The organism is Nocardia cerradoensis NBRC 101014, assembly GCF_000308535.1.
GTDB lineage: Bacteria > Actinomycetota > Actinomycetes > Mycobacteriales > Mycobacteriaceae > Nocardia > Nocardia cerradoensis.
In genome coordinates, this window is the sequence record NZ_BAFW01000171.1 from 1 (window position 1) to 16,621 (window position 16,621).

Sequence of the window (16,621 nt, forward strand, 5' to 3'; positions counted from 1 at the left end):
GTCGGCGACAGCGGTGAGTGTCTGCCCGGTCGCCGAATCCTCGACCGGCAGCCGGGCGGCGGTGTCACGCCAGCGGCCGCCGATGAACAGGCCGGTCGGCACGCTGTCGATCGCGGAGATCGTCGCCTCGTCCGATTCCGTCACGGTGTGCGTCATCGCTCGCCCCTCAGCTCGGAACAGCAGCTCGGATCAGCGCTGTCATTGCCGTCACCATCGCGGTCATGTTATACACATTGTCAACAATCCGACAATAAGAATCCGGCCGTCGCACGCCGGATTTCCCGTCGCCGGGAGGCGGATCACCATGACTGCACTTTCCCCCGTTCTCCGGCAGGCCACGCCGGTCACCGTCGACCACGGCGAGGGCTGCTACCTGTACGGCACCGACGGGCGCCGGTACCTCGACTTCACCGCCGGGATCGGCGTCACCAGCACCGGGCACTGTCATCCGCGGGTGGTGGAGGCCGCGCGCGAACAGATCGGCAGCCTCATCCACGGCCAGTACACGACGGTCATGCACCGGCCGCTGCTACGACTGACCGAACGACTCGCCGATGTGCTTCCCGCGCACCTGGATTCGGTGTTCTTCGCCAATTCCGGAAGCGAAGCGGTGGAGGCGGCGCTGCGGCTGGCACGGCAGGCCACGGGCCGGCCGAACGTGGTGGTCTTCCACGGCGGCTTCCACGGCCGCACGGTCGCCGCCGCGACCATGACCACCTCCGGAACCCGGTTCTCGGCCGGCTTCAGCCCGCTCATGGGCGGCGTGCACGTGGCGCCGTTCCCCACCGCCTACCGCTACGGCTGGTCGGAGGAGGAAGCTACCGACTTCGCGCTGCGCGAACTCGACTACATCCTGGCCACGCTCACCGCGCCGGCCGAAACGGCCGCGTTCGTCGTCGAACCGGTACTCGGCGAGGGCGGCTACATCCCGGGCAACACCCGGTTCTTCCAGGGCCTGCGCGAACGCGCCGACCGGCACGGCATCCTGCTGATCTTCGACGAGATTCAGACCGGTTTCGGGCGCACCGGAAAGTTCTTCGGACATCAGCATTTCGACGTGCGGGCCGATGTCATCACCATCGCCAAGGGATTGGCGAGCGGATTTCCGCTGTCCGGAATCGCCGCACCGCAGGAACTGATGGCCCAGGCCTGGCCCGGATCGCAGGGCGGCACCTACGGCGGCAATGCGGTGGCGTGCGCGGCCGCGGTCGCCACGATCGACGTCATCGAATCGGAAGGGCTGGTGGACAACGCCGCCGCCCGCGGCACGCAACTGCTGGCCGGGGCGCGGACCGCGGCCACCAAGGCGATCGGCGATGTGCGCGGTCTGGGACTGCTCGTCGGAAGCGAATTCACCACGGCCACAGGCGAACCCGACACCGCGACGGCGGCGGCCGCACAGCAGCTGGCGGCCCAGCGCGGCCTGCTCCTGCTGACCTGCGGCGCCTACAGCAATGTCGTGCGGATGATCCCCCCGCTGATCGTGACCGCCGAACAGGTCGACGAGGCCTTGGCGCTGTGGAACGGAGTCCTCGACGAACTGTAGCGCCGCACCGGCATCCGATCGGAACAGGAGATCCCGATGGCCCGATACCTCACCATCACCCTCACCAAGGCCGGCGTGCGCTGCCGGGCGCGACTGCTGGACGACCAGGCGCCCCGCACCTGCGCGGCGGTCTGGGACGCGCTGCCGCAGGAGGGCGACGCGTTCCACGCCAAATACGCGCGCAACGAGGTCTACACCCTGGTGCCGCGCCTCACGGCCGCCCCGCATCGCGAAAACCCCACGGTCACACCGATTCCCGGTGATGTCTGCCTGTTCGATTTCGAACCGTGGGAGATCGGCAATCCGGCCTACGGCTACGAACCCGGTTCGGCCGCGCACGCCGAGCAGGGCGCCACCGACCTGGCCCTGTTCTACGACCGCAACAACCTGCTGATCAACGGCGATATGGGCTGGGTGCCCGGCAACGTCTTCGCGACCATCGAAGAGGGCCTGCCCGAACTGGCCGCGGCATGCAACGCAGTGTGGCTACGCGGGGTGGAGGGCGAAACCCTGTCCTTCACAAGATGTCTCGACGCAGGCCAAGACATCTGATCCGAACCACCACGCCGGCAATCGATTTCATGGCCGCTCGGAAATTCGATCGACGGATCTCCTCGACAGTCCTACTCTGACCCGTGGGGTCACCGCAGGGGGCGGTGACGACGCGGATCGGCACCGATCGGTGCTCGATGGAGGGGACGCGAGTTGAAGATTCGTGCATTCGTCATGGCCGCGGCCGCACTGGTCGCGCCGATGGTGTTGTCCGCACCTGCCCCGATGGCCCACGCCTCATCGCCGTGGGGCGCATGCGGGACAAGGACGGACGAGTCGAAGGTGGTCACCACCTACGGCGAGTGGAAACTGTTGTGCGGGAACAAGAATTACGGATACCGCCATATCCAGGACAGGCACCAGGCCGAGTGGGAGGGGCTCGCGGATATCGAAGGCCGCAACTGGCGCGACATAGCTGATATGGCGATCGCGAAAGCCCACGACGCCCCGGACTGGCATGGCCCGCAAGGCTCCGGCAAGTACTGTTACACCGGCCAGATCTATCTGGTCAACCACGTCACCGGAGCGATCGTGAAAACGGTCCAACCCACCGTGATCGTGGCCGAGAACGGGCAAGTGGTCACCGCTTTTCCTGGAGGAGCATGCCGTGGACAAGTCTGAGCCGAGTGCCGACGAACTCGTGGAGTCGGTGATTCGTGCCGGTGCGGAAGCCGGATATCGGGTCGACCGGGACGAGGCGGGGAGATTGCGCATCACGGCGGTCCGCGAGGTGCCGGTCGACCCTGCCTTGGTATTCAGGGTGACCGACGGGGAGTTGCGCGATTACTACACCCGCTTGTCAGCGGAATCTGGTGGACCGTTGGGGGCGGGAACTCCGTGGGAGGCATGGATGCTTCTGATGTCGACCCATCTCGACGAGGCCGTTTACGAGGCAGGACGGTTGGACGGTCCTGGCGCGATCGTGATCGGTGACACGGGTTTCCGGGCGGTGTCTCGGTCGACCGCCGATTAGAAGCGCAGCACGGCACCAGCGGTTGCGACGGGGCCCGCGCGCCCCGGATTCAGCCCAGGACCAGTTCGGCGAAGCGGGCCAGCGCCAGGACGAAATCGTCGGAGTGGCGCGGCCCGACGATCTGCAATCCCACCGGCATCCCCGCCGCGGTCGTGCCCGCCGGAATGCTGATCGCCGGTTGCTGGGTGAGGTTGAACGGGTAGGTGAACGGCGTCCACTGCGGCCAGCTGTCCATCGAACTGCCCGGCGGCACATCGTATCCGGCCTCGAAGGCGGTGATCGGCATCGTCGGTGTGATCAGCACGTCGTAGACGGTGTGGAAGGCGCCCATGGCGATTCCGATCTCGGCGGCCACCGCGCGGGCGTTCAGATAGTCGACCGCGCCGAGCGCCAGCCCGCGATCCCACATGGCCCCCAGTCCGGGATCGACGCGGTCGCGCGTACCCGGCGGGAAGGTCGACAGCAGGGTTGCCGCACCGGCCGCCCACATCCGTTCGAACGCCTCGCGCGGATCGGCGAAGCCCGGATCCGCCTCCACCACGCGCAAGCCGGCCTCGTCCAGCTTCCGCACGGCCGCCGCGACGACCGCCGCGACCTCCGGATCCACTTGGGCGAAGCCGAGATTCGCCGAATAGCCGACGGTCGCTCCGCGCACCTCGCGCTGGAGTTCCCCCCGGAAGGTCGTCAGCGGCGGTGCGCCCGCGGTCGGATCCCGCGGATCCGGCAGCGACAGGATGTCCATCAACAACGCCACATCCTCCACCGTTCGGGCGATGGGCCCGGCATGTGCCAGCGGTCCGAACGGACTGGCCGGATACAGCGGAATGCGCCCGTGGGTGGGCTTGAAACCCACGACACCGCAGAACGACGCGGGAATCCGCACACTGCCGCCGCCGTCGGTGCCGATCGATACCGGCCCCATCCCGGCCGCGACCGCCACCGCCGAACCGCCGGAGGAACCGCCGGACGTCAGAGCGGGATCCACCGGATTGCGGGTGATACCGGTGAGCGCGCTGTCGGTGGTGGCCTTCCAGGCGAGTTCCGGCGTGGTGGTCTTGCCCAGGAAGACCAGCCCGTCCTCGCGCAGCCGCGCGGTCGCCGGGCTGTCGACCGGCCACGGCGCATCCGGCCGGATGGAGGTCGAGCCGCGCAGGGTGGGCCATCCCTGGGTGAGGAAGACGTCCTTGATCGAGATCGGCACGCCGTCGAGCAGTCCCTGCGCATGTCCGTTGTTCCAGCGGATTTCGGATTCCTTGGCCTGGATCAACGCGCGCTCGGAATCGACCAGGCAGTAGGCGTTGAGGGCGTCGTCGCGCGCGGCGATCGCGTCCAGCGCCGCCTGCGTGGCCTCGACGGGAGACAACGCCCCGGCCGAATAGGCGGAGGCCAACTCGGCCGCGGTCATCGCCGCGGGGTCGGTTCCGGTTCCGGGGTGGGCCATCGTGACTCCCTTCAGCTGGGCACGTAACCCAGCTTCTTGTCGACCACATTCTGTAGGGGCTGACCGGTGATCCAGCGCTGGAAGTTGTCGGTGAACGCGGCGACGATCTCCGACCGCCAGCCGATGAAGTCGCCGCTGTTGTGCGGGGTGACAACCACATTCGGCAGATCCCACAGCGGATGACCGGCCGGCAGCGGTTCCGGATCGACCACGTCCAGCGCCGCACCGGCGAGAGCGCCACCACGCAGCGCGGCGACCAGATCGTCGGTGACCACCGATTCCCCCCGGCCCACATTGATGAAACGCGCATGTGGTTTCATCGCCGCGAACGCATTCGCATCGAACAGCTGCCGGGTCTGCGGGGTCAGTGGCGCCACGCAGATCACGTAGTCGGCGCCGGGTAGTTCGGCGTGCAGATCGGTTGCGACGGTACCGAAGTCGGGATCGCCCGTGCGGGCGGTGCGGCCCAGCCCGCGGACCCGCATACCGGCGGCGCACAGCAGGCGGGCGATGGCGCGCCCGATGGAGCCGGTGCCGACCACCAGCGCCGCGGCTCCGGCGACGCGCTCGGATTCGCGGTGGTGCCATTGGTGGCGCTGCTGCAGGCGCAGAGATTCGGGCAGATCCTTGGCGAAGGCGAGAATCTGTGCCAGCACGTATTCCGCGATGGGCTGATCGAACAGCCCGCGGGTGTTGGTCACCAGCACATCGCTGTCGATCAACTCGTCGAACATCACGGCATCGACCCCGGTGCCTCCGACATGAATCCAGCGCAATCGGTCGGCGCGATGCCAGGCGCCGGGCAGGGCGGTGCTCTGGAAGTCGTAGACGAACAACGCCTCGGCGCCGGGCAGCGCGTCCGCGAGTTCCGCACCGTCGGCGAAGCGAACGGTGGCCCGCTGCGACACCGGACGCAGGGAGGCCGCGTCGGGCTCGACGCCGTCGTGCAGGACGGTGACAACTGGGCCCGCGTTCATATTGACAGGCTAAAAACCCATCGTATGCTTGTCAACAATCCGATTGTGTGCGGAGGTTCGTCGCCCGAACGCGAGAGGGGCCCTCGTGGAACTGAATTTTCCCGAGTTGGACGGGCCTGTCGCGCAACGGGGTATCGGGATCATCGCGCCGTTCGATCTGGCGCTGGAGCGCGAACTGTGGCGGTGGGCGCCGCTCGAGGTGAGCCTGCATCTCGCGCGCACGCCGTACGAACCGGTGCCGGTCTCCCTCGAAATGGCCGAATTGGTGTCCGACGCAGCGCATCTCACCGCCGCCACCCGCAACGTCCTGCACGTCGAGCCCGAGGTCATCGCCTATCTGTGCACCTCGGGCAGTTTCATCAAGGGGCTGGCCTACGAACGATCGCTGCGCGACACCATCTGCCGGGCCGGCGCCCGGGACGCGATCACCACCTCCGGCGCGCTGATCGAGGCGGTACGCAAACTACAACTGTCCCGGCTGTCGGTCATCACACCGTACGACGACATCCTCACCGGGAAGCTGCACGAGTTCCTGCACGAGGCCGGCTGTGAGGTACTGCGGTCGGATCACCTCGGACTGGGCGGCGGCATCTGGAAGGTCGGCTACCGCACCATCGCCGAACGCATCATGGCCGCCGACGATCCCGCCGCCCAGGCCATCTTCGTCAGCTGTACCAACCTCCCCACCTACGACCTGGTCGAGCCGCTGGAACGACTTCTCGGCAAGCCGGTCCTGACCGCCAACCAACTGACCATGTGGGCCTGCCTGGGACGAATGAAACTGCCGATGATGGGTCCCGGCAAATGGCTGCAGAACGTTTTCTAGGAGGCGCTGTGCAACGGATACCGACCGTCGGTTTCATCTACCCCGACCACGCCGCCGAGGACGAATACCCCTGGGCCGCAGCGCAACTCGGCGTGGATCTGCGGGTCGCGCACATCTACGGCACCGATCTGCACGCGGTGCCCGAGCTGCTCGACCTCGGCAGTCCGGAGAAGTTGCGCGAGGGTGCGCGACTGCTCGCGCCCTGCACACCGCGGGCCGTGGTGTGGGCCTGCACGTCGGGCAGTTTCGTCTACGGCCCGCAGGGGGCGCGCGATCAGGTGGACCGGCTCGCCCGCGACTGCGGAGTTCCCGCGTCGAGTACCAGTTTCGCGTTCGTGGACGCGGCCCGCGCGATCGGCGTCCGCGACGTCGCGGTCTGCGCCAGCTATCCCGACGAGGTGGCCGCCCTGTTCGTGGACTTCCTCGCCGCGGCGGATATCCGGGTGGTCTCGATGTCGAGCGCCGGAATCGACACCGCCGCCGAAGTGGGCACCCTCACCCCGGAGCAGGTCCTGACGCTGGCGGCGGCGAACGATCATCCCGACGCCGAGGCGTTGCTCGTACCCGATACCGCGATGCATACGATACAACTGCTTCCGGAGCTGGAATCAGCGCTCGGCAAGCCGGTACTCACCGCGAACCAGGTCACCGTCTGGCAGGGGTTGCGACTGGCGGATCTGCCCGCCGTGTCGCCACCGTCCGGACCGGGGCTCGGAACGCTCTTCTCGGAAAGGCCGATTCATGTCGGTGATTGAGTTCGAACCCGTGAATCGGCAGTCCACGGCGGAAATGATCGCCGACCGGCTGCGCACGGCGATCATGCACGGCACGGTCGCGCCCGGTACCCAGCTGGTCGAGGCCGAGCTGGCCACGCAATTCGACGTCTCCCGCGGCCCGGTGCGCGAGGCCATGCAGCGACTGGTCTCGGAGGGGCTGCTGCACAGCGTGCGCCACCGCGGCATCTTCGTCATCGAACTGAGTCTCGACGACGTCGTGGACATCTACCGGGCCCGCACCGCGATCGAGGGCGGCGCGCTGGATCTGATCCTGGACGGCCGCCGCGAGATCGCCTATGCCGCACTGGAAACCAGTGTCGCCGACATGCAGGCCTGCGCCGCGCGGGGTGACGCGACCGGCGTCACCGAGGCCGACCACGCCTTCCATCAGGCCCTGGTGACCAGCGCCGACAGTCCGCGGCTGGTGCGCGCGGCACGGACCCTTCTGATCGAGACGCGCATGTGCCTGGGCGCGTTGCAGACCACCTACACCGACCTCGGCGAGCAGGTCCGCGAACACATCGACCTGCGCGAGGCGATCGCCGCCGGTCCGCCGGACCACGTTCGCGAATTGCTGGCCGGGCATATGCGCGATGCCGTCGAACGACTCCGGCAGCAGGCCCGCGACGGCGAGGAGTAGCCGCCGCCTCAGTCGATGAGCCCGCGCGGGCGCACCACGAAGACCGGCGAGGAGCGCTTCCCCTTCTCCTCCAGCAGGGCGATGGTCCGGCCGTCGGCGGTGGTGGCCGCGTGCACACCACGAACGCCGACCGGGTCCAGCCAGCGACCGTCGCGCAGCGATTCGGCCTGGTCGGCGTCGATCTCCCGATGCGGAAAGGCGAGGCGCACAGCGGCATCCACGTCGAGGTTCAGGCTCGGATCGTCGGCGAGCTGATCCAGCGTGCGCGCGTGTTCGAGGGTGAACGGGCCGACCCGGGTACGGCGCAACGCGGTCAGATGTCCACCGACCCCCAGCGCGGTGCCGAGATCGCGGGCCAGGGCACGGATGTAGGTGCCGGAGGAACAGTCGACCTCGACGTCCAGATCGACGAATGTCGTTGCGCCGGTGTCGATATCGCGACGACCCAGAATGTCGAACCGGGAGACGGTGACCGGCCGGGCGGCCAGTTCCACCTGCTCGCCGGCCCGGGCGCGCGCATACGCCCGTTCGCCGTTGACCTTGATCGCGCTGACCGTCGAGGGCACCTGCGCGATATCGCCGGTGAGCGCCGCGACCGCTGCGGCGATATCGGCGTCGGCGATATGGGCGGCGGGGATGGTGGCCAGCACCTCCCCCTCGGCATCGTCGGTGACGGTGGCCTGGCCGAGCCGGACGGTCGCGGTATAGGACTTGGTGGTCAGGCTCAGCAAGCCGAGCAGCTTGGTGGCGCGCTCGACACCGAGCACCAGCACGCCGGTGGCCATCGGGTCGAGGGTGCCGGCGTGGCCGATCTTCCTGGTGCGCAGGATCTTCCGGCAGCGCGCGACCACGTCGTGGCTGGTCTGCCCGCCGTCCTTGTCGATGATGAGCAGGCCGCCGAGCGGATCGACGACAGCCTCGCGTCCGGCCATCAGCCGGCCACGATCGCGGTCAGGATCAGCCCGTCGGTGATCGTCCAGCGCCCGTCGAACGCGGTCAGCGGCGCACCGCCGTCGACGGTCTGCCCGGGAACCAGCAACGCGCTGTGGAAGGTGCCGGCGGTACCGGTGCCGTCGACGGTGAAGGTGATGTGGGCGTCCTCGAAACCGAGCCAGCGCTGCGTGAGCGGGAACCACGCCTTGTAGGTGGCCTCCTTCGCGCAGAACAGCAGCCGGTCCATATGCAGTCCGGTGGCGGGGATCGCACCGCGCAGCCAGTCCCGTTCGGCGGGCAGGCTCACCGAGTCCAGCACGCCTTCGGGCAGCGTGTCGTGCGGTTCGGCGTCGATGCCGACCGACCGCCAGCGCAGCCGATGCGCCAGCACCGCCGCCCGGTACCCGTCGCAGTGGGTGAGGCTGCCGACCACTCCGCGCGGGAACAGCGGCATCCCGCGCTCGCCCTTGCCGATCGCCGCCGGCGGCTCACCGAGCTGGGCCAGCGCCAGCCGCGCGCAGTGCCGGGCGCCGATGAAATCTCGCCGCCGCTTCTCGACCGATTGCGCGATCAGATGTTCCTCACCGGGATGCGGTTTCAGATCCTCCGGATACCGCAACAGCTCCGCCGCGGCCACTCCCGCGGGCAGAATGCTGCCGATGACGCGCGCCTGTTCCTCGATGACCGCCTCCTGAGTCGACCCTGTCTGCGCTACGAGCCTAGCGGTGCGGGCGGTACCCGGACTCGGCCAGCTCCGGGGAAGCGGCAGCGGCCCACCGCAGCAGGCGCACCGGAAAATGGGAGGATCCGTCGGGGTCGAAGGCCGTAGAGTCGCGCGGCATGCCCCATTCGGTCGCCACCGCCATATCTGCCGACGAGCCCCTGCTGTGGGCGATGCTGTTCGAAGCCTCGCACGCGGCCGAACAGAACATGACTTCGGACGAACTGCGCTCGGTGCCCGAACTCGCCCGCTACGTCGAGGGATGGGGCCGCGAGGGGGATCTCGGGGTCGTCGGCGGGCCGTCCGGCGGCGCGGGTGCCGCCTGGCTGCGACTGTTTCCCGCCGACAACCCCGGCTACGGATACGTCGACGACGCGACACCCGAACTCGCGATCGGCGTAGCACCGCAGCTGCGCGGCAGTGGGCTCGGCACCACCCTGCTGGTCCGTCTGCTGACGGATGCCCGGCAGCGCTACGACGCGGTGAGTCTCAGTGTGCGGCAATCCAATCCGGCGCTGCGACTGTACGAGCGACTCGGTTTCGACATCGTCCCGGGCTCGCATATCGTCAACCGGGCCGGTACGACGAGCGTGACCATGGTGCATCGCTTCCACTGAACCGCCGACCGTCCGCACGGCACACCGGGCATCGAAAGTATGTTCGAAGTGGAGTAATCTCCCGCGCATGGAGCTCACCCCGCTGGAGTACGCACGACTGAACCTGGAACAGGTACGAGCCCAACTGGTCGACGCGGCCGCCTTCGACAAGGCGCTGACCCCCGATCAGCTCGAGCGGGCCGCGTGGAAGATCCGGGAGGGGCTGCGGATCTACCGCGAGCACACCGAATCGCCCCGGGTGGGCCGGCCCGGCAGCGCATGTCTGGACTACCGCGGCGCACACCGGCGTCCGTGGTGACGGGCCGTCCCGCGCACGCCGCTGCGGATCGTCACCGCAGGTCGGCGCGGACGCCGCGCGGTCAGCGCACGCCGCGGCGGCGGTCGGCGAGGCGGCGCATCTCCTCCGCGGCCGCCCGCATCTCGGGGGTGATCTTGAAGTGGCCGCCCCATTCGTTCAGGTCGTCCGGCCCGTATTCGGGAGCGGGCAGGATCTGGCGCAGGAGTTTGTCCGGCAGGCCGCGGCGCTGCCATTCGCGCGGATAGCCGAGCGAAACCTCCTCGAATCGGACACCGTCGTAGAAGGTGGTGCGCGGGATGTGCAGGTGGCCGTAGACCGAGCACACCACGTTGTAGCGGGTGTGCCAGTCGGCCGTATCCTCGGTCCCGCACCACAGCGAGAATTCCGGATAGAACAGCATCCGGGTGGGTTCGCGCAGCATCGGGAAGTGATTGATCAGCACGACCGCGGTATCGGGTTCCAGCGCGTCGAGCCGGCGCTTGCTGTACTGGACGCGGGCCCGGCACCAGGCGTCGCGCGTCAGATAGGGGTCGCTGGCGAGCAGGAATTCGTCGGTGGCGACCACATTGCGGTCCCGGGCGATGGTCAGGGCCTCGGCCTTGGTGTGCGCACCCTCGGGCATCCACGAGTAGTCGTAGAGGATGAACAGCGGCGCGATCGTCACCCGTCCGCCGTACTGTTCGGCGCCCGCGCCCTCCCAGACCGGGAATTCGTCCTCCGGGGTCACCACATCGAGGTCGCGGCACAGGGCGACCAGGTAGTCGTAACGGGGAGCGCCCTTGATCTGCACGGGATCCTTGGTGGTGGTCCACAATTCGTGATTGCCCGGGACCCAGATCACCTTGGCGAAGCGTTCGCGCAGGGTGCGCAGCGCCCAGCGGATGTCGTCGGTCTTCTCCCCCACGTCGCCGGCGACGATCAGCCAGTCCTCGGGCGAATCCGCGCGGATCTGCTCGACCACCGGTTTGTTCCCCTGATGACCGACATGGATATCGCTCACCGCCATCAACTTAGGAATCACCGTTCCACCATCCCATGATCATCATGATGCGAGCACACCCGACCCTCGCGTGCGGACATACCCGGCGCCGGGAATTTCGCACACCGTCCGCGGTGTGCACGTCGGCGGCCGGGCACCGACACGCTTCCGGATACGGCGTCGTGCTGTTCGGTCATACCGACCGCGGGATCTCACTGCCGACTCGAGCCCAGCGCCCCGACAGCGCCCGCCAGCTCACCGCGATCAAGCGCAGCAGGATGAAGGCACTCAGCCCGGACCAGATCCCGGCGATACCCCAGTCGAAGCTCAGCGACAGCCAGATCGCGGGCAGGAAACCCAGCAGCGCCGCGGCCATCGTGGTGGTGCGCAGATACGAGGCGTCGCCCGCGCCCAGCAGCACACCGTCGAGGGCGAAGACCACCCCGGCGACGGGAATGAGGGGCACGAAGAACCACCAGATCACATGCACGCGGTCCAGGACCGCCGGATCGTCGGTGAAAACCTGTGGGACGACGGCGTATCCGGCGGCGAAGATCACGGCGAGCACCACCGCGAACAGGGTGGACCACACCGTGATCCGGCGGGCCAGCACGCGCGCGCCGGATGCGTCGCCGGAGCCCAGCGCCGCACCGGTGAGGGTCTGCGCCGCGATGGCCAGCGAATCGAGCGTCAGGGCAAGGAAATTCCACAGCTGCAGCACGAGTTGGTGCGCCGCCACCGAGGCGGCGCCGAACCGGGCGGCGACCGCACCGGCGGAAACGAAACAGGCTTGGAACGCCAGACTCCGGACGATCAGATCCCGGCCGAGCACCAGCTGCGCCCGCATGACTCGCGGATGGGGCCGCAGCGGCACCCGCCGGCGCACCAGCGCGGCCACGAACAGCCCGGCCGAGACGACCTGCCCAGCCACATTGGCCACGGCCGATCCGGCCAGTTCCATCCGGGGCGCCCCCAGCAGGCCGTGCACCAGCAGCGGGCACAACAGTGCCGAAACAACCAGTCCCGCAATCACATACGCCAGCGGACGCCGTGTCTGCTGCACCCCGCGCAACCAGCCGTTACCGGCCATGGTCAGCAGGATCAACGGGACTCCGAACAGCGCGATCCGCAACCAGCGCAACGCCTCGTCCGCGATATCGGCGCCGCCCGCGATCACATCCACGACGGGTCGTGCGAACACCTGCAGCACAACGACGATCGCCAGTCCGGCGGCCACCGCGAGCCAACTCGCCTGCACCCCTTCGGCAACCGCGCCTCGTTCGTCACCGGCGCCGTGGCGGCGTGCGGAGCGAGCGGTGGTCCCGTAACTCAGGAACGTCAGCTGCGTGCTGACCTGACCGAGTATCAAGCCCCCCACGGCGAGTCCCGCGAGCGCCGGCGCTCCCAGCCGGCCCACCACCGCCATATCGAAGAGAAGGTAGATCGGTTCGGCGACAAGCACTCCCAGCGTGGGGATCGCGATGTCGAGGATGCGCCGCGGACCCGCATCGTGGCGCGCGGCGCCGGCAACGGCCGTGACACCGTCTTCGGGATGTATCTCGACCATACCGTCAGACCCGGCCCCAGAGACCGCGACGAAGGTCCGCGGGGACCGCTGCCGGCCACCCGCCGCGTCCCATGCTCAGCTCTCCCGGCCGGGGGCCAATTCCGCGAGCAGATCCGCCACCACGTCTTCGGACGTCCCGTATGTCGTATAGCCGGCGGCGTAGCGGTGGCCACCACCGCCCAGACCGGTCGCGACGCGGGCGACGTCGACGGCATCACCGGTACCGACACCGCTGTCGCGCGAGCGCAGCGACACCGTCCAGCAGCCGGCATCGGTGCGGGACTGTTTGAATACCGCCGCCACATCCGCCTCGGCGGTGGTGCGGACGACGTCGATGACGCTTTCCACCTCCTCCGACCGCAATCCGTCGGAATCGTCACTGTGGACGAAGGCGTAGACGAGCCCGGCGCCGCCGGCCGCGCGCGGTTCCAGTCGCGCCGATCCGAGCACCCGCGACAACATCGGCAACCAGCCGAAGGGATGGGTGTCCATCAGCGTGCGTGTGATTCCCGCACCGTCGATTCCGGTGGCCAGCAAACGATCGGCTAGCAGATGGGTGCCCGGGCCGCCCCAGCGGAAACACCCGGTATCGGTGACCAGACCGGCGAACAGGCAGTGCGCGATGTCCCGGTCGATCTCCTCGCCCCAGGCGTCGAACAGCCGCGCCAGCACACTGGTGGTGGACTCCGCGGTCTCGTCGATCAGGTTCACATCGCCGAAGCGGGTGTTGGAGCGATGGTGGTCGATCACGACAGTGGTTGCGGCGCCGTCGATTCGGTCCGCTAGCGCGCCCAGGCGCCCGACGCTGCCGCAGTCCACGGTGACCAGCACATCCACCTGCGCCGCGACCTGTTCGGCCGGCACCAGATACGCCACGCCCGGCAGCGAGCGCATCGACGCCGGAAGTTCGGCCGGCTCGGCGAACGACACCTGCACCGGCACCCCGCGCCGATGCAGCACCTGCGCCAGTGCCAGTCCGCTGCCGACGGTGTCGGCGTCCGGCTGCACATGACACAGCACGGTCACCGATCGCGCGGCCGCCAATACCTCGACGGCCGCGGCCGGATCCGCCGACGACGTCACAGCTGTCATCTCCAAGCTCGATTCTCCGGCGACAGAACCGGGACACCGCCTCGCGAGTCCGGCCCCTCCACCGCGTCGACCGCCGTGGCGGTCAGTCTTCCTCGTCGGGGTCGGGTTTGTAGGGATCGGCGTCGCCGGCATGGGTGGCATTGGCCGCGACCTGCGCCACCTTCTCGTCGGCCGCGCGGGCCTTCGCCAGCAGCTGCTCCATCTCACGCGCCGCATCCGGCACGGTGTCGAGGATGAAACTCAGCGACGGCGTGAACTTGATCCCGGTGGCCGCGCCCACCTTGGAGCGCAGCACCCCCTTGGCCTTCTCCAGTCCGGCCGCGGCACCCGCGAAATCCGGTTCGGCGGCGAGGGTTTCACCCATCACCGTGTAATAGACGGTCGCCTCCCGCAGGTCACCGGTCACCTTGGCATCGGTGACGGTGACGAAACGCAGCCGCGGATCCTTGATCTCGTATTCGATCGCCGTCCCGACGATCGAGACGATCCGCTTCGCGAGTCGGCGTGCCCTGGCCTGATCCACCATGGCGGGCCCTCCTCACTTGTCATTCAGTCTTCGGGTCCGAAGATGCGGCGGCGTACTGCCAGCAACTGTAACTCCGGACGGGCCGCCACGTGGCGTTCACACTTGTCCAGCACCGCTGTGAGATGTCCCATCTCGGAGCTGACCAGCGCGACACCCAACTGTGAGCGGCGGTATTGATCGTGATCCCCGCCCTCGACCGCGCTGACGCCGAAGCGCTGCAGTTCGGCCAGTATCGGGCGGATCACCGACCGCTTCTCCTTCAACGAGTGCACATCGCCGAGCAGGATGTCGAACTCCAACGCACCGACGAACAACGGCTCACCTCTTCACATGTCGCGACGAGCGCCCGGCGAAACGAACGTCACGTTCGGTCGATGTCTGCACCGAACGTGACGTTCGTTCACTGTGGACGACTCAGTCGCGCGGCTTCTCCCGAAGCTCGTAGGCCTCGATGATGTCGCCTTCCTTGATGTCGTTGTAGCCCAACGTCATACCGCATTCGAAGCCCTCGCGGACCTCGGTGGCGTCGTCCTTCTCCCGGCGCAGCGATTGGATCGTCGTATCGGCGATCACCACGCTGTCGCGCAGCAGGCGGGCCTTGGCGTTGCGCTTGACCGTCCCGGAGGTGATCATGCAGCCGGCGATGTTGCCGAACTTCGAGGAGCGGAACACCGCGCGGATCTCGGCGCGACCCAGTTCGGCCTCTTCGTAGATCGGCTTGAGCATGCCCTTGAGGGCCTTCTCGATCTCGTCGATGGCCTGGTAGATCACCGAGTAGTAGCGGATGTCCACACCCTCGCGGTTGGCGAGTTCGGTGGCCTTGCCCTCGGCCCGGACGTTGAACCCGATGATGATCGCGTTCGACGCCGAGGCCAGGTTGACGTTGGTCTCGGTGACACCACCGACACCGCGGTCGATGACCCGCAGCCGGACCTCGTCGCTGATCTCGATGCCGAGCAGCGCCTCTTCCAGGGCCTCGACCGTACCGGAGTTGTCGCCCTTGAGGATCAGGTTGAGCTCCGAGGTCTCCTTCAGAGCGGCATCCAGATCTTCCAGGCTGATCCGCTTGCGGCTGCGCGCGGCCAGAGCGTTGCGCTTGCGCGCATTGCGCCGGTCGGCGATCTGGCGGGCGATGCGGTCCTCCTCGACGACGAGCAGGTTGTCACCCGCGCCCGGCACCGAGGTGAAACCGATGACCTGCACCGGACGCGACGGCAGCGCCGCGTCCACATCCTCGCCGTGTTCGTCGACCATGCGGCGGACGCGACCGTAGGCGTCACCCGCCACGATCGAGTCACCGACGCGCAAGGTACCGCGCTGCACCAGCACGGTGGCCACCGGACCACGGCCGCGGTCCAGATGCGCCTCGATGGCGACACCCTGGGCGTCCATATCCGGGTTGGCCCGCAGGTCCAGTGCGGCGTCCGCGGTCAGCACCACGGCCTCGAGCAGGGCTTCGATATTGGTGCCCTGACGCGCCGAGATGTTGACGAACATGGTGTCGCCGCCGTATTCCTCGGCCACCAGGTTGTATTCGGTGAGCTGCTGGCGGACCTTCTCCGGATTCGCGCCTTCCTTGTCGATCTTGTTGACCGCCACCACGATCGGCACGTCCGCGGCCTGCGCGTGGTTGATGGCCTCCACCGTCTGCGGCATGACGCCGTCATCGGCGGCGACCACCAGGATCGCGATGTCGGTGGCCTTGGCACCACGGGCACGCATGGCGGTGAACGCCTCGTGACCCGGGGTGTCGATGAAGGTGATCAGGCGCTCTTCGTCGTTGACGTTGGTGAGGACCTGGTAGGCGCCGATGTGCTGGGTGATACCGCCGGCCTCGCCCTCGCGGACGTTGGTCTTGCGGATCGTGTCCAGCAGTCGGGTCTTACCGTGGTCGACGTGACCCATGACGGTCACGACCGGCGGGCGGACCTGCAGGTCCTCCTCGTCGCCCTCGTCCTCGCCGTAGCTGAGGTCGAAGCTCTCCAGCAGCTCGCGGTCCTCGTCCTCGGGCGAGACCACGTGCACGACGTAGTTCATCTCGCCGCCGAGCAGCTCGAAGATCTCGTCGTTGACCGACTGGGTCGCGGTGACCATCTCGCCGAGGTTGAACAGCACCTGCACCAGCGAGGCCGGGTTGGCGTTGATCTTCTCGGCGAA

The 16,621-nt window shown here is 68.1% G+C and carries 19 protein-coding genes; 9 read left to right on the plus strand and 10 right to left on the minus strand.

What is annotated here, in order from left to right; all coding sequences use genetic code 11:
- The first annotated feature begins 304 nt into the window (after positions 1-304).
- From ON23_RS17830 to ON23_RS17845, 4 genes are all read left to right on the plus strand, one after another.
- On the plus strand, positions 305-1,546 hold the full coding sequence (locus ON23_RS17830) for an aspartate aminotransferase family protein (protein WP_039779549.1): 1,242 nt from the start codon (positions 305-307) through the stop codon (positions 1,544-1,546).
- A gap of 36 nt (positions 1,547-1,582) precedes the next feature.
- Positions 1,583-2,098, plus strand: a complete 516-nt coding sequence (locus tag ON23_RS17835; RefSeq protein ID WP_039779550.1) for a DUF3830 family protein — start codon at positions 1,583-1,585, stop codon at positions 2,096-2,098.
- A gap of 153 nt (positions 2,099-2,251) precedes the next feature.
- A complete protein-coding gene (locus ON23_RS17840) occupies positions 2,252-2,719 on the plus strand; it encodes a hypothetical protein (protein WP_143859892.1) in 468 nt (155 codons plus the stop codon).
- Positions 2,706-3,071: a hypothetical protein gene (locus ON23_RS17845; protein WP_039779554.1), complete on the plus strand. Its 366-nt coding sequence runs from the start codon at positions 2,706-2,708 to the stop codon at positions 3,069-3,071. The genes ON23_RS17840 and ON23_RS17845 overlap by 14 nt, the downstream gene beginning before the upstream one ends.
- Before the next feature lie 49 nt (positions 3,072-3,120).
- On the opposite strand, the gene ON23_RS17850 is transcribed toward ON23_RS17845, so the two are convergent.
- Positions 3,121-4,512, minus strand: a complete 1,392-nt coding sequence (locus ON23_RS17850) for an amidase (protein ID WP_223273222.1) — start codon at positions 4,510-4,512, stop codon at positions 3,121-3,123.
- An 11-nt stretch (positions 4,513-4,523) separates the two neighbouring features.
- Positions 4,524-5,489 carry a D-2-hydroxyacid dehydrogenase gene (locus ON23_RS17855; protein WP_039779556.1) on the minus strand — a complete coding sequence of 322 codons (966 nt, stop codon included), beginning with the start codon at positions 5,487-5,489 and terminating at the stop codon, positions 4,524-4,526.
- Between the two features lie 85 nt (positions 5,490-5,574).
- Here ON23_RS17855 and ON23_RS17860 point away from each other — a divergent pair, with 85 nt between their 5' ends.
- From ON23_RS17860 to ON23_RS17870, 3 genes are read left to right on the plus strand one after another with little or no spacing between them, the layout of a single operon-like run.
- Entirely contained in the window at positions 5,575-6,315 is a 741-nt protein-coding gene (locus tag ON23_RS17860; RefSeq protein ID WP_039779557.1) for a maleate cis-trans isomerase family protein, read from the plus strand.
- Positions 6,316-6,332: 17 nt separating this feature from the next.
- A complete protein-coding gene (locus ON23_RS17865) occupies positions 6,333-7,070 on the plus strand; it encodes a maleate cis-trans isomerase family protein (RefSeq protein ID WP_305080386.1) in 738 nt (245 codons plus the stop codon).
- On the plus strand, positions 7,057-7,731 hold the full coding sequence (locus ON23_RS17870; protein WP_039779558.1) for a GntR family transcriptional regulator: 675 nt from the start codon (positions 7,057-7,059) through the stop codon (positions 7,729-7,731). The genes ON23_RS17865 and ON23_RS17870 overlap by 14 nt, the downstream gene beginning before the upstream one ends.
- Positions 7,732-7,739: 8 nt before the next feature.
- Here the strand turns inward: ON23_RS17870 and truB are convergent, their stop codons facing one another.
- Positions 7,740-8,663, minus strand: a complete 924-nt coding sequence (gene truB, locus ON23_RS17875) for a tRNA pseudouridine(55) synthase TruB (protein ID WP_039779559.1) — start codon at positions 8,661-8,663, stop codon at positions 7,740-7,742.
- On the minus strand, positions 8,663-9,301 hold the full coding sequence (npt, locus tag ON23_RS17880; RefSeq protein WP_276326901.1) for a 4'-phosphopantetheinyl transferase Npt: 639 nt from the start codon (positions 9,299-9,301) through the stop codon (positions 8,663-8,665). The genes truB and npt overlap by 1 nt, the downstream gene beginning before the upstream one ends.
- Before the next feature lie 203 nt (positions 9,302-9,504).
- Here npt and ON23_RS17885 point away from each other — a divergent pair, with 203 nt between their 5' ends.
- Positions 9,505-10,002 (plus strand): GNAT family N-acetyltransferase, encoded by a 498-nt coding sequence (locus tag ON23_RS17885; RefSeq protein WP_039779560.1) that lies wholly within the window; start codon positions 9,505-9,507, stop codon positions 10,000-10,002.
- Positions 10,003-10,069: 67 nt separating this feature from the next.
- Positions 10,070-10,300, plus strand: a complete 231-nt coding sequence (locus tag ON23_RS17890; protein ID WP_039779562.1) for a DUF6374 family protein — start codon at positions 10,070-10,072, stop codon at positions 10,298-10,300.
- Between the two features lie 61 nt (positions 10,301-10,361).
- Here ON23_RS17890 and ON23_RS17895 read toward each other — a convergent pair whose 3' ends face one another.
- The 6 genes from ON23_RS17895 to infB all read right to left on the minus strand — a co-directional run.
- Complete coding sequence (locus tag ON23_RS17895; protein ID WP_086006937.1) at positions 10,362-11,321, minus strand: metallophosphoesterase family protein; 960 nt, start codon at positions 11,319-11,321, stop codon at positions 10,362-10,364.
- A 151-nt stretch (positions 11,322-11,472) separates the two neighbouring features.
- Positions 11,473-12,846 carry an MATE family efflux transporter gene (locus ON23_RS17900; protein WP_051042823.1) on the minus strand — a complete coding sequence of 458 codons (1,374 nt, stop codon included), beginning with the start codon at positions 12,844-12,846 and terminating at the stop codon, positions 11,473-11,475.
- Positions 12,847-12,921: 75 nt separating this feature from the next.
- Entirely contained in the window at positions 12,922-13,938 is a 1,017-nt protein-coding gene (locus tag ON23_RS17905) for a DHH family phosphoesterase (RefSeq protein WP_039779564.1), read from the minus strand.
- An 82-nt stretch (positions 13,939-14,020) separates the two neighbouring features.
- On the minus strand, positions 14,021-14,464 hold the full coding sequence (gene rbfA / locus ON23_RS17910) for a 30S ribosome-binding factor RbfA (RefSeq protein WP_039779565.1): 444 nt from the start codon (positions 14,462-14,464) through the stop codon (positions 14,021-14,023).
- Positions 14,465-14,487: 23 nt separating this feature from the next.
- Positions 14,488-14,778, minus strand: a complete 291-nt coding sequence (locus ON23_RS17915) for a DUF503 domain-containing protein (protein WP_039779566.1) — start codon at positions 14,776-14,778, stop codon at positions 14,488-14,490.
- A gap of 100 nt (positions 14,779-14,878) precedes the next feature.
- A partial coding sequence (gene infB, locus ON23_RS17920; RefSeq protein ID WP_039779567.1) for a translation initiation factor IF-2 occupies positions 14,879-16,621 on the minus strand: 1,743 nt, incomplete at its 5' end.